Here is a 21,950-nt window from a genome sequence, read left to right as displayed (position 1 = left end):
GTTTATATGGAAAAAGTCATGATAATTGATGGTCTCCGCACCTCAATGGGCCGCTCAAAAAACGGTATATTCCGGCATGTCCGTGCGGACACACTCTCAGCAGAAGTGATGAGTGCAGTGATAAAGCGTAACAATATCAATGCAGCCGATATTGATGACATTATCTGGGGGTGTGTGCAGCAGACCGGGGAACAGGGGTTTAACATAGCCCGTCATGCCGCCCTGCTGACAGAGATCCCGCACACCGTGCCTGCCGTCACTGTGAACCGCCTGTGCGGTTCATCAATGCAGGCCCTGCATGATGCCGCCCGCCTGATTCAGACCGGTGACGGTAAACTGGCACTTGCAGGAGGTGTTGAACATATGGGTCATATCCCGATGACACAGGGTATCGATATCAATCCGGCTGCCGCACTGCACACGGCCAAAGCGTCCGGCATGATGGGGCTGACAGCCGAAGCACTGGCACGACAGTTTTCTGTCAGCCGTGAGTCACAGGATGAATTTGCTCTGCGTTCACATCAGCGGGCCGCACAGGCATTCCGTGATAGCAGATTCAGCCGTGAAATCCATCCGGTTCAGGGTCATAACCAGGCCGGAGTACCTGTCATTGCCACCCGGGATGAAACCGTACGCGATAACGGCAGTCTTGCTGAACTTTCGTCATTGCGTCCGGTATTTGATCCGATCAGCGGCACAGTCACCGCCGGTAATTCCTCAGCAATTTCAGATGGTGCATCCGTAACTCTGCTGGCCGGGGAGCACTATGCCCGTGAGCATGGTTTATCTCCGCGGGCGGTGATTCAGGCGATGAGTGTTACCGGCTGTGAACCGGCACTGATGGGATACGGACCGGTACAGGCAACACAGGCAGTTCTGAAAAAGGCCGGGCTGACGCTGGCAGATATTGATGTTATCGAACTGAACGAAGCATTTGCGGCACAGGCACTTGCCTGCCTGAAAGGTATGGGATTATCTGACTGTTATGATGACAAAGTGAATCTGCATGGCGGCGCGATTGCACTCGGGCATCCGCTCGGCTGTTCCGGCACCCGGATTATCAATTCACTGCTGACGGTCATGGAGCAGCGGGATGCGCAGTTCGGCCTGGCAACGATGTGTATTGGTTTCGGTCAGGGGATAGCAACCGTGATTGAACGTGTCCGCAGCTGATCACTGAGAACGTTATAAATAACAGCGACGTTTTCTGCTTCATCACACGGCACAATACGTCGCTGATACTGCTTTAACTGTTTAGCTGACCTGTTATCAGCATACTCCCGCCGTCAGGGGGCGGGATTTTCTTTAAATAAACTCGAATGCATCACCAAACAGGCGGCCGGCATCTGCACCACGCTCCTGGCAGAAACGTTCGCGGGCGATTTTGGCCATTTCAAAACGACCGGCAATATAGATATCTTTTCCGGCCAGTGAACCAAAATCATCCAGCACCGCACTGAGCACAGTACCGGTGCGCCCGCGCCAGGTATCATCCGGCTGTTCAACAACAGGGATAATTTTCAGGTTCGGATGTGTTTCGGCGAGAGCCTGCAATTCACCGAGGTCATAGAGATAAACATGCTCTCTGGCACCCCAGTAAAACGTGATATCACGCTGCGAATTTTCTTCCAGTGCCGCCAGCAGAACAGAACGGGTGTAAGAAAAACCGGTTCCTCCGGCAATCAGGAGCATCGGTGCGTCACTGTTTTCCCGGAACCAGGCTTTGCCGTGCGGGATATCAATGGTCACCCGGCGGTTATCCAGGATCCGGTCCATCACCGCCATCGCATAAAGATTAAATTCGGATGCTCCGATATGCAGCTCAATTTCCTGCCGGGATGACGGCGCGGATGCCATTGAGAACGGGCGCTTATCCCGTTCATCCATCACCACCATCAGATATTGCCCGGCTTTGAATGAAAAATCACCATCCGGTAATAATTTTATGCGGTATACCGTATCCGTTATAGATTCAACAGAGGTAACTTTGCAGTTTAACGTTGCCATGTGCTCCCTCAATTATCGAGAATATTTAATTCGTCCCATATGGCGTCAACACGTTGTCTGACTTCATCGGTCATAACAATCGGTTTGCCCCACTCGCGCGAGGTTTCGCCGGGCCATTTATTTGTTGCATCCAGTCCCATCTTCGACCCCAGCCCCGATACCGGAGATGCAAAATCGAGATAGTCAATCGGGGTATTCTCCATCATGACAGTGTCCCGGGCCGGATCCATCCGGGTGGTGATCGCCCAGATCACATCATTCCAGTCACGGGCATTGATATCATCATCGCAGACAATGACAAATTTAGTGTACATAAATTGCCGTAAATACGACCAGACTCCCATCATGACCCGCTTTGCATGTCCCGCATACTGCTTTTTCATGGTGACAACGGCCAGGCGGTATGAACACCCTTCCGGCGGCAGATAAAAATCGACAATTTCAGGGAACTGTTTCTGCAGAATCGGCACCAGCACTTCATTCAGTGCCACACCCAGAGTTGCCGGCTCATCCGGCGGACGACCGGTATAGGTTGAGTGATAGATAGGTTCATCACGCTGGGTAATATGTGTGACCGTGAAGACAGGGAAATAATCCACTTCATTATAATAACCGGTATGATCCCCGTACGGCCCTTCCGGTGCGGTTTCGCCCGGCTCAATATACCCTTCAAGGATAATTTCAGCACCGGCAGGAACTTCCAGGTCATTAGAAATGCATTTCACCACTTCGGATTTATTACCGCGCAGTAACCCCGCAAAGGCGTATTCGGATAAGGTATCCGGAACCGGCGTCACCGCACCGAGAATTGTCGCAGGATCAGCGCCCAAGGCCACCGCAACAGGGAAACGTTCCCCCGGGTGTGCCTGACACCATTCCTGAAAATCGAGTGCGCCGCCGCGATGCGATAACCAGCGCATAATCAGTTTATTTTTCCCCAGAACCTGCTGGCGGTAAATACCTAAATTCTGGCGATCTTTAAACGGCCCCCGGGTGACGGTCAGTCCCCAGGTAATCAGCGGTGCCGCATCATCCGGCCAGCAATGCATAACCGGGATTTTTGTCAGATCCACGTCATCGCCGGTGAAAACATGCGTCTGACACGGTGCGGAACTCAGCCGTTTGGTCGGCATATTGAGAACCTGCTTAAACTTCGGCAGCTTATCGATAAGATCACGGAACCCTTTCGGCGGATCCGGTTCTTTCAGGAAAGCCAGCAGTTTACCGACATCATGCAGTGCTTTGACATCTTCCTGCCCCATTCCCATCGCAACCCGTTTGGTTGTGCCGAACAGATTACAGAGCACCGGCATTGAATAACCTTTCGGATTTTCAAACAGCAATGCAGGGCCGCCCGCACGCAGTGTGCGATCAGCAATTTCCGTCATTTCGAGGTAAGGATCGACTTCAGTTTTGATCCGTTTAAGCTCGCCCTGACTTTCCAGAATGGTGAGAAAATCTCTCAGGTCCCGATATTTCATTATGTTATTAATCTATCAGCAGGTGGAAGGGACTCCATTATAGGAATCCCGCCCACTGTTACAAGTACAGGGATCAACAGCAGCGGAACGGAACCCGGTCTGCCAGGGCGCTGGTATCAAATTGTTCCGGGAATGTTTTGTTGTGCTGAAAGAGTTTGAATCCTTCATTTTTGCCGCTGAAGTAGTGCAGCTCATTTCCGGTGATATGGAAGCCGCTGCCTTCACGCAGCGCCACAACAATCTCATCCGGATTGATGGCACAAAATTCCGCAATCCGCTCATCACGGGTTTCACCCATATGGCCGCTGATGACCGCATCAATATAGTGAGGGTTAATCTGAACAGGGAACAGCCCCAGAGACGGCATCACCACACAGTTACGTACCGGCATATCATTGGTGGTCCGGATGCTCGGCGTGGCAACGTTACACCCGGCACTCCAGCCGATATACGGAATATTCCGTTCACGAATCGCGCGCTGGATTGGCACAACCAGGCCATTCTCATGCAGTAACTGATTCAGCAGCCAGGTATTTCCGCCGCTGACAAGAATGCATTCCGCATTTTCGACAGCCTGAACCGGGGAATCAAAATGTTCGATGCAGGTAACATCAATGCCCAGCGCTTCGGAAAGTTCACGGGCACGCTGGTCGTGATCTGCACGGATAACGGCATATGCAATCAGTACCGCAGAGCGGATCCCGCGGGTTTTTATCATTGCCCGGATGCGCTCCTGTGCATAGCTGAGCCATTGCGGATTACCGGAAAGTTTGCCGTTACTGAGTAAAAAAATGTCCATCGACATTGCCCTTATTATTCTGTCATTATAAATATGATAATTAGTTTATAACTCATTAAATGACATCATTCTACGGTAAAAAGCAACTCAAATAAGGGACTGAATTCACACTCATTTGTCTTAAATCACCATTTGTTGCATTCATAGTAAAACAAATTTGTTATTATCAGGCTTTATATAAGCCCCCGTTTGTGTTGGATAGCGTAATGAAGGATTGGTATTTATTGTACTGCAAACGCGGACAACTTCCGCGGGCAATGGAACATTTGCAGCGGCAGCAGGTGGAATGCCTGACACCGATGGCGAATATTGAAAAAGTGGTTCGCGGCAAACGTGTGACGGTCAATGAGCCCCTGTTCCCGAATTACCTGTTTATTTCTTTTGATCCCGAGACTATTCATACAACCACGATTAACTCAACGCGCGGCGTCAATCATTTCGTCCGTTTCGGACCACTGCCTGCCGTTGTTCCCGCATCATTGATTGAAGAGCTGAAAAATGCCGAATGTGTCAGCCTGTCAGAGCAAAATGTTCCGCAGCCCGGAGATATTGTGGAAATCACTGAAGGGATGTTTAAAGGCCTGGAAGCGATTTATCAGGAGCCGGACGGCGACACCCGCTCCGTGCTGCTGCTGACGCTGATCAGTAAAGAGCTGACCAAAAAAGTGGATAACACCAGCTTTATCCGGAAACTCTGAGTATCTCCGTCACCCGGAAACAAAAAACCGCCCTGTTATTAAGGCGGTTTTTACCTGAAGCAGTATCGCATTACTCTTCGGCTTCTTCATCCTGCGGTTGTGCTTTACTGCGCGGTACATAGAAACGGGCAAAGAACACACCGATTTCAAACAACAGATACATCGGGATAGCCAGCAGCGTCTGCGAGAACACATCCGGTGGTGTCAGCAGCATTCCCACCACAAAAGCCCCGACCAGAATATACGGCCGCTTCTGCTTCAGTGAGGCAACAGTCGTCGCACCACTCCAGCACAACAGGATAATGGCAATCGGCACCTCAAAGGAGATACCAAACGCCATAAACAGCGCCATGACAAAGCTGAGATAGTTATTAATATCTGTCGCAATGACCACATCCTGCGGTGCTGTCGAGGTAAAGAAACCAAACGCCAGCGGGAAGACAACAAAATACGCGAATGCCATCCCCATATAAAACAGCACGGTGCTGAAAAACAGCAGCGGCATTAACAACCGGCGTTCATGCTTATACAGCGCCGGTGCAATAAAAGCCCAGACCTGATACAGGATGTACGGTGCCGAAATAAAAATGGAGACCATAATGGTCAGCTTAATCGGCGCCAGGAACGGTGATGCAACATCCGTTGCGATCATGTTCGAACCCTGCGGCAGTTTGCTCACCAGCGGCGAGGATACCAGCTGATAGATATCATTTGAGAAATACGCCAGCGCAACAAACACAACAAAGACTGCAATCAGGCTGTTGAGAATGCGTTTTCGTAATTCGATTAAATGAGTGATCAGCGGTTGCGTGTCTTCAACAGCCATAACGTACTTTTACCGTAATCTATTAATGTTTCTGTGAATCTGACGCAGCAACGGTTACCGGTGACGGTGCAGGTTCTGTATCACTGACTTCCGGTGATGGCCGGACAGGGGCTTCCTCAGCAACGGCCGGAGATGGTGCTGCCGGAGCCGGATTTTCCGACGCCGGAGTGCCGGCTGATGCCGGACGGACAGACGGAATTTCAAGTTCCTGATCGGCCAGTGCTTCCGGGTCGAGCTGCTTTTTCAGTGTATCCACCGGTTCCTGATAAGAGCGGCGTAATGTATCAGCTGCTTCTTTCAGTTCATCCATCGACGCCTTCAATTCAGGTGAAATGGCTTTACCGGCCTGCTCTTCCATCTTTTTCAGGTTATCCTGCAATTCCTGAAGTTTGAGTTCCTGCGTCAGTTCATTCTGCACATTGGCAGCCATTGAACGCATCACACGGATCCAGCCGGCTACTGTTTTCACAGCAACCGGAAGGCGTTCAGGTCCCAGAACCACAAGTCCGATAACCAATACTAAGATCAGTTCACCAAAACCGATGTCAAACACGGGTTATACCTGCTCTTTGTTTTTATTCTCTGGCTGCTCAGCTGAATCAGCTTTCTTTTCTGCGATATTTTTTTGTTCAAAATCCGCGTCTTTTCCGGCTGTTGTTGTATCTGCTTTGTTCTGATCTTCATCACCGATAGCTTTTTTAAAGCCTTTGATAGATGCACCTAAATCAGATCCCAGAGTACGGAGTTTGTTTGTTCCGAACAGGAGTACAACAATCACAGCAATAATTAACAATTGCCAAATATTAATACCGGCCATTAGTTTTACCTCAAATTGATATGGACCTACTTACTTCATTATATACAACCACAGCCGTATACGGAAATACACGACATAGGCTGAAACCTTGCTTTAACTCAATCTTTACTTCATTTTACCGGATTGCCACCATCCTGTTACCCAGGTAAGTATACCAAAAAACATCAGAACCCAGGGTGCAACCGGTGCTCCGGCCAGATAGAATAAGCTCGCACAGACAAACAATGTCGCACCGATACCCAGTGAGAAATTTGCTTTCCGCTGAGCAGCCTGCTGCTGTTTCATCTGCTCTGCCAGCCGCTCAACACCGGACTGAAGACGGCGCTGCTGTTTAAGACTGTCATACACCAGTTCCGGTAATTCCGGTAGTTTTTCCGCCCAGAACGGTGCTTTTTCTTTGATACTACGGATCACGGCTTTCACGCCAATCTGACTTTTCAGCCACGATTCAAGGAATGGTTTCGCGGTTTTCCACAGATCCAGCTGCGGATAAAGCTGGCGTCCGAGCCCCTCAACATACAGCAGGGTTTTCTGTAATAAAACCAGTTGCGGCTGAACTTCCATATTAAAGCGCCGGGCGGTATTGAACAGGTTCAGCAACACATGACCGAAAGAGATTTCTGCCAGCGGTTTTTCAAAAATCGGTTCACACACCGTACGGATAGCAAATTCAAAATCTTCCACATTGGTATCCGGCGGAACCCAGCCGGAATCCACATGCAGCTCAGCCACTTTACGGTAATCACGGTTGAAGAAGGCAATAAAGTTTTCCGCAAGATAGCGCTTATCTTCTTTATTCAGTGAACCGACAATACCGCAGTCGATACCGATATACTGAGGATCGTCCGGATGCTCACGGCTGACAAAAATATTGCCCGGATGCATATCCGCATGGAAGAAGCTGTCACGGAAAACCTGCGTGAAGAAGACCTGCACGCCACGCTCGGCCAGCAGTTTCATGTTTGTGCCCTGCTCATGCAGAGCCGCAATATCAGAAACCGGAATGCCGTAGATACGCTCCATGATCAGCACATTTTCACGGCAGAGATCCGGATAAACCTCCGGCACATAGAGCATCGGGCTGTTTTCAAAATTACGCCGCAACTGAATAGCATTAGCCGCTTCGCGTTGCAGATTCAGCTCATCCAGCAGTGTTTTTTCATACTCGCGAACGACCTCTTTCGGCCGCAGACGTCTGCCGTCCGGTAACAGGGGAACCATGTTCGCCAGCCGGTACATCAGATGAATATCAGCCTGGATCACCGGCAAAATATCCGGACGGATCACTTTCAGTACCACCGCCTGCCCGTTTTCTTTCAGAACTGCAGTGTGCACCTGAGCAATCGAGGCGGATGCCAGCGGTGTGATATCAAAATCATCAAACCAGGTTTCCACCGGCCCTTCCAGGGCATCTTCAATGGTTTTCTTTGCCAGATTGCCGTCAAATGATGAAACGCGATCCTGCAACAGTGCCAGCTGGTCAGCAATGGCCGGCGGGAACAAGTCCCGGCGGGTGGAGAGCATCTGACCGAACTTTATCCACACCGGCCCCAGTTCCTGAAGAGCCAGACGCAGACGCTCACCCAGCACTTTGTCTTTATGCTTGTTCGGCATCCAGAACAGTGAACGGCGCCAGAGACGGATTGCCCAGCTCAGACGGTTTTTAGGGATCAGTTCATCCAGCCCGTAATTCAGGAGAGTGCGGATGATAAAATAGAGGCGTTTTATTTCACTCGGTCTCATACCCGGTTCCTGCTTTTTTTTCCAGACGGGCGAGGCGCATCTCAAGTTCATCTGCGGTTTGTGCAGCATCCGCAACTTCATCACAGAAATGAGCGGCTTCCAGCGCGGAAGGAGCAAGTGCCCACTCACGGGTGAGCGCGCCGGTCAGATATTCCTGCTGACGGCATACCGCCCGACGGATAAACTGCCCGCCTTTTACGGCAATCTGAGTCAGTGTCTGTGCGGCAATATCGCCGGTATACGGTGCCAGATAATGTGCCGGATCCCATTCCGCCATATCCAGCAGTGCTGAAAAGTGCTGAATGACCTGCATATCGCCGTCAATAATGACATCACCCTGCCGGATCAGAGCTGAAAGCTGTTGTTTGTCTTTCAGTTTCAGCAGCGTGAGAAAACGGGTTTGCAGCACACAGTCTGCCGGGTCTTCCCAGCGGGAAATCACATCCAGCTGTTTTTCACTGAAGATCAGCGTGAACTGCATATCCGGCTCTGTCAGCCTGAGGGTCAGTGTTTTGCCGGTCAGACGGGCGCGGGCCGGTTTCAGTACATTTTCACTGTACAACAGCCGGTTGAGTACCGTTTCCAGAAATCCGGCAACCACAGGGTAAAGTGCCTGCGGACTGACAGGAGACGGGATATTTTCTGCAAACGTATCAGCCATATCAGAATTTGAATCCTTTATGCAGCGCCACAATGCCGCCGGTCATATTGGTGTAGGAAACATGCTCAAATCCGGCATTTTCCATCATACCTTTCAGGGTTTCCTGATCCGGATGCATGCGGATGGATTCGGCAAGATAGCGGTAGCTGTCCGCATCATTCACAACCGCCTGCCCGATACGCGGCAGCACGTGGAAGGAGTATGCGTCATATACTTTACTCAGCGGTTCAATCACCGGTTTGGAGAATTCCAGCACCAGCAGGCGGCCGCCCGGTTTTAACACACGGAACATGGAACGGAGTGCTTTGTCTTTATCGGTGACATTGCGCAGCCCGAAAGAGATGATGATGCAGTTGAAGTAGTCATCCGGGAACGGCAGTTCTTCGGCGTTCGCCTGAACATAATTCACATTGCCGACAACCCCGTGGTTACGCAGCTTTTCCCGGCCCATTTTCAGCATGGAATCGTTGATATCCGCGAGGATCACCTGACCGTTTTCGCCGACCATACGGGAGAATTTTGCAGTGAAATCACCGGTTCCCCCGGCAAGATCCAGCACCCGCTGACCACGGCGGACACCACTGGCATCAATAGTAAAACGTTTCCAGACACGATGGATGCCGAAAGACATCAGGTCATTCATCAGATCGTATTTTGCGGCAACAGAATGAAAGACGTTTGCCACCATACCTGCTTTTTCGTTTCTGTTAACAGTGCGAAAACCAAAATCGATTGTATCCCGGGATTGCTCTTCCATTCTCTTCTTGCCTGTTTTGCCTGTGTGCATGAATTAGTGATCGGAAAAGTGTATCAGCCTTTACCGCAAAACCCTATGCCCATTGTGTTGTTCTGCGAAATTAGCCTGCTCCTCCGGCAGTTCATCCGCAGCGGTATCCTGCTGTTCACTGAGACGGGCTTTCTGCACCAGAATTTCATCCAGCGGGCGTTTTACCTCAACGCCCAGCTCACGGAAGCTTTCTGCCTGTGACAGCAGATTTCCCCGGCCGGTGGTCAGTTTTTTCATCGCCCCGTGATAGGTATTCTGGGCTTTATCCAGCGCCTGGCCGATACCGTCCATTTCCTCGGTAAACAGGCGGAGTTTGTCATAGAGACGGGCGGCACGCTGTGCAATTGCCTGACTGTTTTCATGCTGATGTTCATAACGCCAGAGATTGGCGATTGTCCGCAGCGCCACCAGCAGTGTGGACGGGCTGACCAGCATGATATTGCTTCTGAGGGCTTCATCCAGCAATACACTCTCCTGCCCGACCGCCGCCAGAAACGCCGGTTCAACCGGGATAAACATCAGTACATAATCCAGCGAGTTAATCCCGCTGAGATCCTGATATTCTTTGCGGCTCAGGCCGCGGATATGCTGACGCACAGAGTTGATATGTTCCGTCAGTGCCGTCTGCCGGGCTTCCGGGGTGTCACTGTTGAAGTAACGCTCGTAGGCCACCAGCGATACTTTGGCATCCACAATCACCTGTTTGTTCTGCGGCAGGTAAATCACCACATCGGGCTGATAACGGCTTTGCTGTTCATTTTTCAGACTGACCTGAGTGGCGAATTCATGCCCCTCGCGCAGACCGGAGGCTTCCAGGATACGGGCAAGAATAGTTTCCCCCCAGTTCCCCTGCATTTTGTTGTCGCCTTTCAGGGCATTGGTGAGATTGACGGCTTCCTGCGCCATCCGCAGATTGAGCTGCTGCAGGCGCTGAATTTCATGTGTCAGAGTGTGGCGCTCGCGGCTTTCCTGGCTGTAACTTTCCTGCACCTGCCGGTTAAAGTTATCCAGCTGTTCACGGAACGGGCGCAGCAGCATGGACAGGCTCTGGCGGTTGAGTTCATCTGTCCGGCGGCCGCTCTGTTCAAAAATACGGGCGGCCAGGTTTTCAAACTGAGTATTCAGGCGCTGCTCACTGTTAAGCAGCAACCGCTGTTTTTCTTCGGCGGCCAGGCGGCTTTCTTCCAGCCGGGTGGTCAGCTCACGGATTTCCGCTTCCTGTTGTGCACTGATATGACGGGCATTTTCCAGTGACTGTTCACTCTGCTCCCTGGCCTGCTGCCAGTATGCAGCCTGACGCCGGGTTTCATCCAGCAGAGCCAGTTGCGCAATATTATCCTGTAACAGCCGGTTTTTGTCCGCCAGCCGCTGTTGCAGGCTGAACCAGACCACACCGCCGCCCAGCAGAATACCGCTCAGAATGCCGATAAAACCATAAAGCCACTGAATATCCACGATGGCCGTCTCCTCCGCGAGTCACTTACGCCGCTTACGGTAAAATAGCACTGTACAGATGTCCACTGTCTTTTTGTTGTCCGCCGTTTTTTTCGGCACGTCACGCAAAAATCAATGTAATCCGGTGAAAATGCGGCACTATCCGCCCATCAGCCCGGCCATCCATTTCAGCCCGAACGCGCCGGGGGCCAGCAGGCCGAATGCCCAGATCACGGCAGAAGAGAGATTAGCCAGCTGAAAATGACGCTGCGGCATTGCACAGATCCCGGCCACCAGCGGTACCACGGCGCGGAACGGCCCGAAGAAGCGCCCGAAAAAGACACCCCATATTCCCCATTTGTCAAAGAACTGATGTCCTCTGACCAGGGTTTGCGGGGAGCGGGAAATCGGCCACATATGACGGACATTGTCCTTATAGTAGTAGCCGATGTAATAAGAGATCCAGTCGCCGAAAAAGCCACCTGCGGCCGCTGCCAGGAAGACAGGCAGAAAGTGCAGCCCGCCTTCCCCGATCAGCGCCCCGACTCCGAGCAGAATCACTGTTGCCGGAAACAACAGGGAAAGGAATGCGAGAGATTCACCGAATGCCAGCACGAAAACGATCGGCAATGCCCAGAACTCATGTTCCCGGACAAATGCGGTAACGGTGGTAATAATATCTGCCGGTGCCAGAAAATCCCCCTTACTGTCTGATATTACTCAAGGAAATGGTTGCGGATTTTGTCGCGGACTGCTGTTGTCAGCCCGATATCTTTCGCCAGCCAGGTATCAATACTGCCATAATGCGAGTGAATGCTTTTCAGAGCAGTATTCAGGAAATCAGGCTGTACGGAGTACACATAGGCGAATTTCTCCACCACCGCTTCCGGCATGGTTTTCGCGTGTTCCGCCAGCAGTTCATGGCGGTAAGGTGCCAGTGTGTCATTGGTCAGCAGATAATCTTCCATCACCATATCGGTATCCGCGCCGAGTGCAAACAGCACCAGTGCCGAACCCACACCGGTCCGGTCTTTACCGACCGCACAGTGCTGCACAATGCCGCCTTTTTCCGGGTTGCGCAGCATATCGCCGAGTGCATGATACGCCGGGTTGCCCAGCGGCAGCAGTTCATAGAGGCGCAGCATAAAGGCTTTCGGATCAAACTCCGTCAGCGCTTCATTGCCGAGTTTCTCAAGGTTAGCATCCACTTCCTTTGACATCGGATTTGCCGGTGCGTTCGTGTACAGCGCGCCATTCCACAGACGATCCGGTTTATCAGCAATTTCGCCGCTGTCACGGTAATCCAGGATCTGAAACAGATTCTGCTCTGTCAGGCGGGTTAAGTCGTTGTCGCTCAGGCGATCCAGCGCCCCGGCACGGAACAGCAGGCCGGGTTTGATTTTACTGCCGTCCGGCAGCACTTTGTTTCCCAGGTCACGAAAATTGATCCCGCCGTCGAGCGGCAATACAGAAGGATGCGGTAATGGCTGTCTGGTCATTGATACCTCTTTATCATTATTATCAGTATGTTCGGCACGATCACTGTATCAGATTTACAGAATGAATGATTAAAAAAAAGCCGCATCACCGGAAAACCCGGCGATACGGCTTGATTCATGAAACCGGTGACGATCAGATGAGATGACGGGCGGCTTCCACCACAATATCCAGAGTGTTGGATTCGGTTTTCTTCATCTTCGCTTCATCAGGAATTTCCTGCTGGGTGCGGTTAACGATAACGCCCGCAACCATCCCGGCACGCAGCCCCTGACTGGCACACATGGTCAGCAGTGTGGCGGATTCCATTTCAAAGTTCATCACGCCCATTTCCTGCCACTCTTTCATTGATCCTCTGAACCGGCGGGTCACACGGCCGCTGAAGGTATCATAACGCTCCTGGCCCGGATAGAAAGTATCAGAAGAAGCGGTCACACCAATATGCACTGTTGCTTTGGCTGCTTTCGCCGCATTGACCAGCGCGGTGGTGCATTCAAAGTCAGCCACGGCAGGGAATTCCATCGGCGCGAAATGCAGGCTTGCACCATCCAGACGCACGGCTGCTGTGGTCACAAGGACATCACCGACATTAATGTTTTCCTGAATCGCACCGGTGGTACCGATACGCAGGAACGTGCGGATCCCCAGCTGTGCCAGTTCTTCCACTGCAATAGAAGTGGACGGGCCGCCGATACCGGTTGAGCAGACGATTACCGCTTTGCCGTCCAGTTCACCGCGCCATGAAGTGAATTCACGCAGAGACGCGAGATGAACAGGATTATCCATCAGGCGGGCAATTTTTTCGACCCGGTTCGGATCGCCCGGTACGATAGCCAGCGTCGCACCCTGTAAATCTGCTTTAGTCAAACCTAAATGAAATACATCAGCCATCCTGAACTCCTTAGCGAAAAAATGATTATTGAGGACACTGTAGCGTGTCACCACACAAGATTTAGTGATTATTATCACTTCATTGATACGTGACGATGAATCAATTACATAAAAATGAGATTCAAATCACATAAACAGCGGTTTATGCTGAAAATGTCGCCGGACTGCTCTCTGAAAAAACAAAACACAGGTTGATTTTTTATCCGCCTCACTCTACTATCCGCACCATTCCGGCACGCGATGCGTGCTGACAGTCACTTTCAGAACGTAAGGAGGTTCATATGACAACATTACTGTGCACTCTTTGCGGGCTCTTGCAGAACTGATTATCACACCGGTATTACAGCGTTATTTCTCCGTATTACCCGTCCCTGTTACCTCTCTGTTTCTTCCTGACTGCCCGCCATAAACCCGAATTTTCACTATTTTCCGGAATGGATTATGGGCAATTATATGCATTTTGTCGCGCCGGGCGTCTCTTATATCGCCTCGGATGCGACGTGGATCGAAAGTAACGCGATTCAACAACTGATCACCACCGCACAATTACCGGGTATGACGGCTGTTGCCGGTATGCCGGATCTGCATCCCGGCAGAGGCTATCCGGTGGGTGCGGCATTTTTCTCTGAAGGCCGTTTTTATCCCGCGCTGGTCGGTAACGACATCGGCTGCGGTATGGCGCTGTATCAGACTGCGCTGAAAGTCAGCAAACTCAACGCAGACAAAGCTGAAAAGCAACTGCGCAGCATGCATGACCATGCGGACGCAGACTGGCTGGCAGAGCATGTGAGCGATCACTTCGCTTCACATCCGTTTGCCGCCTCTCTGTCTTCTGTCGGCGGCGGAAATCATTTTGCTGAGTTTCAGCAAATCGATAAGGTCTGTGATGACGGCCTGTTTGCCGCGTCCGGGCTGGATAAACAGCGTATGGTGCTGCTGGTTCACAGCGGTTCACGCGGGCTGGGGCAGATGGTTCTGCGTCATCATGTTGAGCAGTTCAGCCACGACGGGCTGACAGAGAACACGCCGGAAGCGGCGGAATATCTGGCAGCACATCAGCAGGCGCTGGATTTTGCACAACACAACCGGGCGCTGATTGCACTGCGGATGATGCAGCAGCTGCGTACCAACGGTGAGGCGGTACTCGATATCAATCATAACCTGGTGGAAGCCTGCACGGTGAACGGCCGTAACGGCTGGCTGCACCGGAAAGGGGCAACCCCGGTGGATCATGATTATGTGGTGATCCCCGGCTCACGCGGTGATTACAGTTATCTGGTGAAACCACATGCAACCGCTGACAGCCTTTACTCTCTCGCGCACGGCGCGGGACGTAAATGGATGCGCACCGAGTGCAAAGGACGCCTTTCTCACCGCTATACCCCGGCGCAGTTATCCCGTACCGATCTCGGCAGCCGGGTGATCTGCGCTAATAAGCAGCTGATTTATGAGGAAGCACCGCAGTCCTATAAATCCATTGAGACTGTGATTGAAAGCCTGTCAGGTGCCGGGCTGATTACCGTGGTGGCGCGGCTGAAACCGTTGCTGACCTACAAAACGAGCGGGGAGTGCTGCTGATGTTATTACAGTTTTCTGCCGCTCACGGCCCGGAAGAGTGCTGTCTGGCGGTGAAGCACGCGCTGCGCCTCTTTTTACAGGAGGCTGCCCAGTCGTCGGTCACCGTGACCATTGCGGAGGAAATGCCGTCACAGCACGGCCTGCATTCCGCCCTGCTGTCACTGGACGGAGAACATGCGGATGCTCTGGCGGATCGCTGGTGCGGGACATTGCAGTGGCAGTGTGCCAGCCCGCTCCGCCCGAAACACCGGCGTAAAAACTGGTTTATCGGCATCCGTCGTTTTACTGCACCGCAGGCAGTATCAGACAGTGAGATTGTCTTTGAACGTCTGAAATCACAGGGGCCGGGCGGCCAGCATGTGAATAAGACTGAATCCGCTGTCCGGGCCACGCACATTGCCACCGGTATTACGGTTAAAGTGCAGTCTGAACGCAGCCAGCACGCCAACAAAAAACTGGCCTGCCGCCTGATTGAATGGCATCTGAGCCAATATCAGCAACAACAGTCCGCATCACTGAACGGCGAGCGCCACCGGTCACATCACCAGATCGAGCGCGGCCGGGCAACACGCTGCTTCAGCGGGCCGGATTTCCGTCCGGTCAGCTGACAGCACATAACACAAAGCCGGTCATTACTGACCGGCTTTTTTCTTCTTTATATATAAATAAACTCAGCGGGATGTCAGCGGATTTTCCCGCAGACGGCGCGCCGCTTCCACCATGTTCGCCAGGGCTTTGCGGGTTTCATCCCAGCCGCGTGTTTTCAGGCCGCAGTCCGGGTTAACCCACAGACGCTCCACCGCAATCTTATCCGCCGCTTTGCGCAGCAGGGCTTCAATCCACTCCACTTCCGGCACATTCGGCGAGTGAATATCATAAACACCCGGCCCGATTTCATTCGGATAATCGAAATCTTCAAATGCTTCCAGCAGTTCCATATCCGAGCGTGATGTTTCAATGGTGATCACATCCGCATCCAGCGCCGCAATAGAATCCATGATGTCATTGAATTCGCAGTAACACATATGGGTGTGGATCTGGGTGTCATTATCCGCGACCGCCGCATTCAGCCGGAAGGCATCTACCGCCCAGGTGAGATACTCCGCCCATTCTGCCCGGCGCAGCGGCAGCCCTTCGCGCAGTGCCGGTTCATCTATCTGGATAATACCGATCCCGGCTTTCTGCAAATCGTCCACTTCATCACGCAGTGCCAGAGCAATCTGTTTGGCAATGGTTTCACGGCTGACATCTTCACGCGGGAATGACCAGCAGAGAATGGTTACCGGCCCGGTCAGCATGCCTTTCACCGGCTTGCTGGTGAGGGATTGCGCGTAGGTCGCCCAGTCAACGGTGATCGGTTCCGGACGGCTGATATCACCGATAATCACCGGCGGTTTCACACAGCGCGAGCCGTAGCTCTGCACCCAGCCGTTCTGCGTAAAGACATAGCCGTCGAGATGCTCGCCGAAATACTCCACCATGTCATTACGTTCCGCTTCGCCGTGAACCAGCACATCCAGTCCGAGCCGTTCCTGCTCATTAATCGCCTGCTTAATATGTTCAGAGATATTAGTGCGGTAGAACGCTTTATCGATATTCCCTTTTTTGAAGTTCAGACGCAGCCCGCGGATTTCCGTGGTTTGCGGGAAAGATCCGATTGTGGTGGTCGGCCACAGCGGCAGGTTAAAACGGCGGCGCTGTTCCTCTGCGCGTTCGGCATACGGCGCGGCGCGTTCGCTGTCGCGGGCGGTTACCGCCGCCAGCCGGGCAGCCACCGCAGCATTGTGAACACGGGAAGAATCACGGCGGCGGGTAATCGGAGCACTGTATTCCGCCAGCGCGGCGATATCATCCGCTGTGCCGCTGTTGACCGCGCGGGTCAGCAATGCCAGTTCCTCACATTTCTGCTGTGCGAAGGCAAACCAGCTTTTGACTTCTTCATCCAGTTTGGTTTCATCACGCAGGTCAATCGGGCTGTGAAGCAATGAGCAGGATGTCCCGATCCACAGGTCACGTTTTCCGGCCAGCGGGGCGATTACATCATATTTCTGCCGCAGATCGGCACGCCAGACGTTGCGCCCGTTAATCAGGCCGGCAGAGAGCAGCCAGTCGGCCGGTAATGCGTCGTGGATGGCCTGAATATCATCACCGCCCGCGACAAAATCGACGTGCAGCCCCTGCACCGGTAACTCACGGATCAGCGGTAAGTGATGGCTTACTCCGTCAAAATAGGTGGTCAGCAGCAGTTTTGCATGTCCCTGCAAAGCATCATATGCCGTACGGTAAGCATCCTGCCACTCCGGCGGCAGATCCAGCACCAGAGCCGGTTCATCAATCTGAATCCACTCAATACCGCGCTGCGCCAGCTTTTCCAGCACGTTTTTATAGGCTTCTGACAGTGACGGCAGTAATGATAAGCGGTCAAACTGAGCCCCTTTCACTTTGCCGAGCCACAGATAGGTTACCGGGCCGAGCAGCACCGGTTTAACCGCAAAGCCCTGCTCCAGCGCCTCATCCACCTCGTCAAACAGCTGCGGCCAGCTCACGGTGAAGGTTTGCCCGCGCTGAAACTCCGGCACAATGTAGTGATAGTTGGTATTAAACCATTTGGTCATTTCCGCCGCAGCCGCCGGTTCACCGGAAGGTGCACGGCCGCGGGCAATACGGAACAGGGTATCGAGGTCAATTTTCCCGTCGGCACCGGCATGGCGTGGTGGCACATTACCGAACAGCAGGCTGGTGCCGAGAACATGATCGTACCAGGCGAAATCCCCGACCGGTAATAATTCAACCCCGGCCTCTTTTTGCAGCTGCCAGTGACGGCGGCGTAATTCACGGCCGTTATCGCGCAGCTCATCCTGTGAAATCTGTCCTGCCCAGTAACCTTCAAGCGCTTTTTTCAGTTCCCGTTTCAGACCGATGCGCGGAAAACCCAGAGTGTGATTATGTGTCGTCATAAAAAATCCCATCATTTAGCCATCCAGATGTTTACACATCCATAATCAACGGGTACTGTATAAGAAACAAGCGCAAATTCTTCATCGCTAACCTGAAGGTTCCTCATGATAGAAATAAAACATTTAAAAACGATTCAGGCACTGAATCAGTCAGGGTCGCTCGCGGGAGCAGCAGGTGCGTTGCATCAGACACAATCCGCCCTTTCCCATCAGTTCAGTGAACTGGAGCACCGGCTCGGCTACCGGATTTTTATCCGCAAAACCCAGCCGCTGCAATTCACCCCGCAGGGACAGGTACTGTTACAGCTGGCGGAGCAGGTACTGCCGCTGGTGAAAGATGCCATCCGTGAATGCAATGAGCCGGGACTGACCGCGCTGCGCGTGGCGATTGAGTGCCACAGCTGCATTCAGTGGCTGACCCCCGCTCTGGCGCATTTCCGCGAGAGCTGGCCGCAGATTAATGTCGATTTCACTTCCGGGGTCAGTTTTGATCCGCAGCCGGAACTGCTGAAACGCGAACTCGATGTGGTGCTGACATCCGATATTGATGAGCAGCACAACGGGAAGCTGACATACACGCCGCTGTTTGATTATGAGGTAAAGCTGGTGGTGGCACCGGATCATCCGCTGGCCCGCCGTCTGCATATCCAGCCGCAGGATCTGACCGCAGAAACCCTGCTGATTTATCCGGTACAGCGTCAGCGCTTTGATATCTGGCGGCGTTTCCTGCAACCGGCCGGTGTTTCCCCTCAGATAAAAACCGTGGATAACACCCTTCTGATGATCCAGATGGTCGCCGCCCGCATGGGGATCGCCGCACTGCCGCACTGGGCGGTGGAGAATTTTGAAAGACAGGGAATGGTGGTGACCAAAACCTTAGGTGAAGGATTGTGGAGCCGGCTGTATGCCGCAAACCGCAGCGGGGAACAGCGCCAGCCGGCTGTTGAGTCGTTTATTCGCGCGACGCGTCAGCACGCGGTGGACAATCTGCCTTTTGTAAAGACGGCTTCAGTATCCATACCCGGTGCACCCACAGGGATGCCACAATCAGGGTTGCGCCAATGCTGAACGTGAGCCAGTTTGGATGCTGCTGCCAGATGGCAAAGTTCACCAGTAATCCCGCCGGAACCATCATGTTGTTCATGATCGCGAGTGTTCCGGCGTCCACCTGTGTGGCGCCGTAGTTCCACATAAAGTAGCCGATTCCGGAAGCACCTATTCCCAGCCACAGCAGGACACCCCACTGTAACTGCGTGGACGGTATTTTGGCGAAATTACCGAACAGCAGCCAGCCCGCCAGCGCCACCACACAGGCACCGAGGTAGAACCAGGAAAACGCCGTGCGCTGCACCAGCGGATGCACTTCCATCAGCCGCTTGTAACCGACCTGACCGATGGCAAAGAAGATATTCGCCAGCTGTACCAGAATCAGCCCCGTCCAGAAAGAATCACTGAGATGATCATAGCGGATCACCGCCGCACCAATCACCGCCAGCAGCGAACTGAACACATAACCCCAGCGCAGACCACGCCGCTCCAGCAGGTCATAAATCAGTGTCACATACAGGGGTGTCAGCACGGTAAACAGCAGGAATTCCGCAACTGTCAGGTAGTTGTAGGCATGGAAAACAAAAAGATACATAATGCCGAGCTGACAGGCGCCCACCGCCATATACATCAGAATGACTTTCGGGGCGATCCCGCGCCAGCGCAGAAACGGCAGAAAAACCAGGGCCGCCAGCGACACACGGACTAACACAGAGAACCAGCTGTCCACCTGACCGGCGAGATACTCGCCAATCAGGCTGAACGATGCGGCCCACAGAATTGTGGTAATAATCAGTAACGGCATCGGTTATGTTTCTTTCTCAACCAGCAGGGCTTCCAGCAGATCCAGGTCATGCAGCAGCAGTTGCAGGGTTTCATTGCTGATATTACGGGTCGCACGCTGGTGATACAGCTCCCCGCGCTCGGCACGCAGTGCAGTCAGACGGAAACGGCGTTCCAGATCTTCCACCTGGAGATTATATTCCATCTCATCATCACCGGCAGTACGCCGCCTGAGATGCCCGGCCACTCTGGAGGCCACTTCACTGATAGCTTCCGCATCCAGCGCCTCGTCCGAACTGGCGGACAGACGCTCTTCCATCTTGCCGATACTGACAATCGCCACTTCCGCCATCGCCGCTTTCGCCGCACGGATTTCATTGGCATCCGCCTGTTTATCCCCGACATGCATCCCTTTGAGCAGGAACGGCAGCGATACCACCCCCATAAAGAGCGAGAAGATAATCACCCCGGCGGCGATAAACACCATCTGATAACGCGCCGGGAACGGTGTGCCGTCCGGCAGGAACAGCGGGATAGAGAGCACACCCGCCAGGGTTATCGCCCCGCGCACCCCGGCAAATGATGCCAGCCACAGTTCACGGGTAGTGTAGAAGGTGAAATCCAGCGGCTTGCGTTTTAAGGTCAGGCGGCTGACGGTTTTCATCATCCACAGCCAGCAGAAACGTAATACCAGCAAAGCAAAATAAATAACGATAACGGCGGTAAACAGCATCCAGGTTTCGACGGTCGGATCCAGCTCCGCCTCAATCACCGACACCTGCCAGATCCCCGGCAGTTGCAGGCCGAGCATAATAAAGACCAGGCCGTTAAAGACGAACTCCAGCATCCCCCAGACATTATCCGCCCGCAAACGCATCGCCAGCGGCGCATTGCGGATAACCCCGGATTTACTGATGGTCATCCCCGCCGCCACGGCCGCCAGGATACCGGACACACCGATATGTTCCGCAATCAGATAAGAGGCGAATGGCAGCAGTAACATAAAGACGATTTGCGTGGCCGGGTCATCCCCGCTCCAGCGGCTCATCAGGCGCAGCGACTTACTGTACAGCCAGGTAACTGCCACCCCCGCCAGCAGGCCGCCGATTGCGACTTTGAAGAATTCCAGCGTGACACCGGTGACGGAGAAAATCATCGTACCCATGACAATCGCCACGGCAAATTTCAGCGCGACCAGGCCGGAGGCGTCATTCATCAGCGCCTCCCCTTCCAGAATACCCATCATCTGTTTCGGAATTCGCCCTTTGCCGACAATCGACGACAGCGCCACGGCATCTGTCGGAGACAACACCGCCGCAAGGGCAAAGGCCGGGATCAGCTCAATCCCCGGCATCAGCCAGTAGATCAGATACCCGATACCGATAACGGTGACCAGCACCAGGAACAGCACCAGGATGAAGATTTCCCGCCCTTTCTGCATAAATTCCCGGGTCGGGGTTTTCCAGCCGTCAACAAACAGCAACGGCGGTATCAGCAGGACGAGAAACAGTTCAGGGTCGAACGTGACATGCAGACCAAACTGCGGGAAGGCAAGCAGAGCCCCCATCGCGATCTGAATGATGGGTAACGGAATACGATACGGGATCATTTTGGTGAGAACACCGGACACCGACACGACCAGAATCAAAATAAGAATCGTAAAGAATATTTCCATATTACCCTTACTGAACTTAGGGCTTCATCAGCCCGCTGACAAAAAGATACTGTTAATAACGGCAAAAAAACCGCAATAAGACCCCGGAGGAGAAAAAATTACCGCCGGTTGCCACTATCATACAAAAAAAAAGCAGCGGCGGATGCGTTATCCGCCACTGCTATTTTATCTTCTCAGGCCATTAATTCGGGCAATTAATTAGTATTTTGAGACAAATCGTATAAATAAAGCGTATCGTCACCACCAGCTTCCGTTAAGTGGTGATTTAT

General features: G+C 52.8%; 21 protein-coding genes. 5 read left to right on the top strand and 16 right to left on the bottom strand.

Annotated elements, in window-relative coordinates; genetic code table 11:
* The first annotated feature begins 6 nt into the window (after positions 1-6).
* On the top strand, positions 7-1,173 hold the full coding sequence (fadA, locus tag HMPREF3119_RS00275) for an acetyl-CoA C-acyltransferase FadA (RefSeq protein WP_070577906.1): 1,167 nt from the start codon (positions 7-9) through the stop codon (positions 1,171-1,173).
* Between the two features lie 132 nt (positions 1,174-1,305).
* Here fadA and fre read toward each other — a convergent pair whose 3' ends face one another.
* The 3 genes from fre to pepE form a co-directional block, all read right to left on the bottom strand.
* On the bottom strand, positions 1,306-2,007 hold the full coding sequence (fre, locus tag HMPREF3119_RS00270; RefSeq protein WP_004238223.1) for an NAD(P)H-flavin reductase: 702 nt from the start codon (positions 2,005-2,007) through the stop codon (positions 1,306-1,308).
* A gap of 8 nt (positions 2,008-2,015) precedes the next feature.
* A complete protein-coding gene (gene ubiD, locus HMPREF3119_RS00265; protein ID WP_004238225.1) occupies positions 2,016-3,488 on the bottom strand; it encodes a 4-hydroxy-3-polyprenylbenzoate decarboxylase in 1,473 nt (490 codons plus the stop codon).
* A gap of 73 nt (positions 3,489-3,561) precedes the next feature.
* Positions 3,562-4,287, bottom strand: coding sequence for a dipeptidase PepE (pepE, locus tag HMPREF3119_RS00260; RefSeq protein ID WP_015422427.1), 726 nt, complete (start codon positions 4,285-4,287; stop codon positions 3,562-3,564).
* A 206-nt stretch (positions 4,288-4,493) separates the two neighbouring features.
* Here pepE and rfaH point away from each other — a divergent pair, with 206 nt between their 5' ends.
* Complete coding sequence (gene rfaH, locus HMPREF3119_RS00255; RefSeq protein ID WP_015422426.1) at positions 4,494-4,985, top strand: transcription/translation regulatory transformer protein RfaH; 492 nt, start codon at positions 4,494-4,496, stop codon at positions 4,983-4,985.
* A 70-nt stretch (positions 4,986-5,055) separates the two neighbouring features.
* Here rfaH and tatC read toward each other — a convergent pair whose 3' ends face one another.
* The 10 genes from tatC to udp form a co-directional block, all read right to left on the bottom strand.
* Positions 5,056-5,811, bottom strand: a complete 756-nt coding sequence (tatC, locus tag HMPREF3119_RS00250; RefSeq protein WP_004238228.1) for a Sec-independent protein translocase subunit TatC — start codon at positions 5,809-5,811, stop codon at positions 5,056-5,058.
* A 22-nt stretch (positions 5,812-5,833) separates the two neighbouring features.
* On the bottom strand, positions 5,834-6,364 hold the full coding sequence (gene tatB / locus HMPREF3119_RS00245; protein ID WP_036418908.1) for a Sec-independent protein translocase protein TatB: 531 nt from the start codon (positions 6,362-6,364) through the stop codon (positions 5,834-5,836).
* Between the two features lie 3 nt (positions 6,365-6,367).
* Positions 6,368-6,628, bottom strand: coding sequence for a Sec-independent protein translocase subunit TatA (gene tatA / locus HMPREF3119_RS00240; RefSeq protein ID WP_004238230.1), 261 nt, complete (start codon positions 6,626-6,628; stop codon positions 6,368-6,370).
* A 105-nt stretch (positions 6,629-6,733) separates the two neighbouring features.
* Positions 6,734-8,371, bottom strand: coding sequence for a ubiquinone biosynthesis regulatory protein kinase UbiB (gene ubiB / locus HMPREF3119_RS00235; protein WP_004238231.1), 1,638 nt, complete (start codon positions 8,369-8,371; stop codon positions 6,734-6,736).
* Positions 8,358-9,032 carry a ubiquinone biosynthesis accessory factor UbiJ gene (locus HMPREF3119_RS00230; protein ID WP_004238232.1) on the bottom strand — a complete coding sequence of 225 codons (675 nt, stop codon included), beginning with the start codon at positions 9,030-9,032 and terminating at the stop codon, positions 8,358-8,360. The genes ubiB and HMPREF3119_RS00230 overlap by 14 nt, the downstream gene beginning before the upstream one ends.
* Before the next feature lies 1 nt (position 9,033).
* Positions 9,034-9,789 carry a bifunctional demethylmenaquinone methyltransferase/2-methoxy-6-polyprenyl-1,4-benzoquinol methylase UbiE gene (gene ubiE, locus HMPREF3119_RS00225; protein WP_004238233.1) on the bottom strand — a complete coding sequence of 252 codons (756 nt, stop codon included), beginning with the start codon at positions 9,787-9,789 and terminating at the stop codon, positions 9,034-9,036.
* Positions 9,790-9,849: 60 nt separating this feature from the next.
* Positions 9,850-11,229: a DNA recombination protein RmuC gene (gene rmuC, locus HMPREF3119_RS00220; RefSeq protein ID WP_370531213.1), complete on the bottom strand. Its 1,380-nt coding sequence runs from the start codon at positions 11,227-11,229 to the stop codon at positions 9,850-9,852.
* Between the two features lie 183 nt (positions 11,230-11,412).
* The gene (locus HMPREF3119_RS00215) at positions 11,413-11,946 is read right to left on the bottom strand and encodes a DedA family protein (RefSeq protein WP_070577903.1); all 534 of its coding nucleotides are present in this window, start codon (positions 11,944-11,946) and stop codon (positions 11,413-11,415) included.
* A 23-nt stretch (positions 11,947-11,969) separates the two neighbouring features.
* Positions 11,970-12,752: a tyrosine-protein phosphatase gene (locus HMPREF3119_RS00210; protein WP_004241564.1), complete on the bottom strand. Its 783-nt coding sequence runs from the start codon at positions 12,750-12,752 to the stop codon at positions 11,970-11,972.
* 133 nt (positions 12,753-12,885) lie between these two features.
* On the bottom strand, positions 12,886-13,641 hold the full coding sequence (udp, locus tag HMPREF3119_RS00205) for a uridine phosphorylase (RefSeq protein WP_024475183.1): 756 nt from the start codon (positions 13,639-13,641) through the stop codon (positions 12,886-12,888).
* Between the two features lie 441 nt (positions 13,642-14,082).
* Here udp and HMPREF3119_RS00200 point away from each other — a divergent pair, with 441 nt between their 5' ends.
* Both HMPREF3119_RS00200 and prfH read left to right on the top strand, forming a co-directional pair.
* Positions 14,083-15,219 (top strand): RNA ligase RtcB family protein, encoded by a 1,137-nt coding sequence (locus HMPREF3119_RS00200; RefSeq protein WP_070577900.1) that lies wholly within the window; start codon positions 14,083-14,085, stop codon positions 15,217-15,219.
* On the top strand, positions 15,216-15,827 hold the full coding sequence (prfH, locus tag HMPREF3119_RS00195) for a peptide chain release factor H (protein ID WP_230679336.1): 612 nt from the start codon (positions 15,216-15,218) through the stop codon (positions 15,825-15,827). Before HMPREF3119_RS00200 ends, prfH begins: the two co-directional genes overlap by 4 nt.
* 63 nt (positions 15,828-15,890) lie before the next feature.
* Here the strand turns inward: prfH and metE are convergent, their stop codons facing one another.
* A complete protein-coding gene (metE, locus tag HMPREF3119_RS00190) occupies positions 15,891-18,176 on the bottom strand; it encodes a 5-methyltetrahydropteroyltriglutamate--homocysteine S-methyltransferase (protein ID WP_032099190.1) in 2,286 nt (761 codons plus the stop codon).
* A gap of 105 nt (positions 18,177-18,281) precedes the next feature.
* On the opposite strand from metE, the gene metR reads away from it, so the two are divergent.
* The gene (gene metR, locus HMPREF3119_RS18565) at positions 18,282-19,244 is read left to right on the top strand and encodes an HTH-type transcriptional regulator MetR (protein ID WP_004241557.1); all 963 of its coding nucleotides are present in this window, start codon (positions 18,282-18,284) and stop codon (positions 19,242-19,244) included.
* Here metR and HMPREF3119_RS00180 read toward each other — a convergent pair.
* Together HMPREF3119_RS00180 and HMPREF3119_RS00175 are read right to left on the bottom strand one after the other, a co-directional pair.
* Entirely contained in the window at positions 19,129-20,028 is a 900-nt protein-coding gene (locus HMPREF3119_RS00180; RefSeq protein WP_015422422.1) for a carboxylate/amino acid/amine transporter, read from the bottom strand. The genes metR and HMPREF3119_RS00180 overlap by 116 nt on opposite strands.
* Positions 20,029-20,031: 3 nt before the next feature.
* On the bottom strand, positions 20,032-21,681 hold the full coding sequence (locus HMPREF3119_RS00175; RefSeq protein WP_004238243.1) for a Na+/H+ antiporter: 1,650 nt from the start codon (positions 21,679-21,681) through the stop codon (positions 20,032-20,034).
* Positions 21,682-21,950 lie beyond the last annotated feature (269 nt).

Source organism: Morganella sp. HMSC11D09 (assembly GCF_001807955.1).
GTDB classification, from domain to species: domain Bacteria; phylum Pseudomonadota; class Gammaproteobacteria; order Enterobacterales; family Enterobacteriaceae; genus Morganella; species Morganella morganii.
Note: the sequence above shows the minus strand (reverse complement) of the source record. Positions and strands in the feature narration are given on the sequence as shown.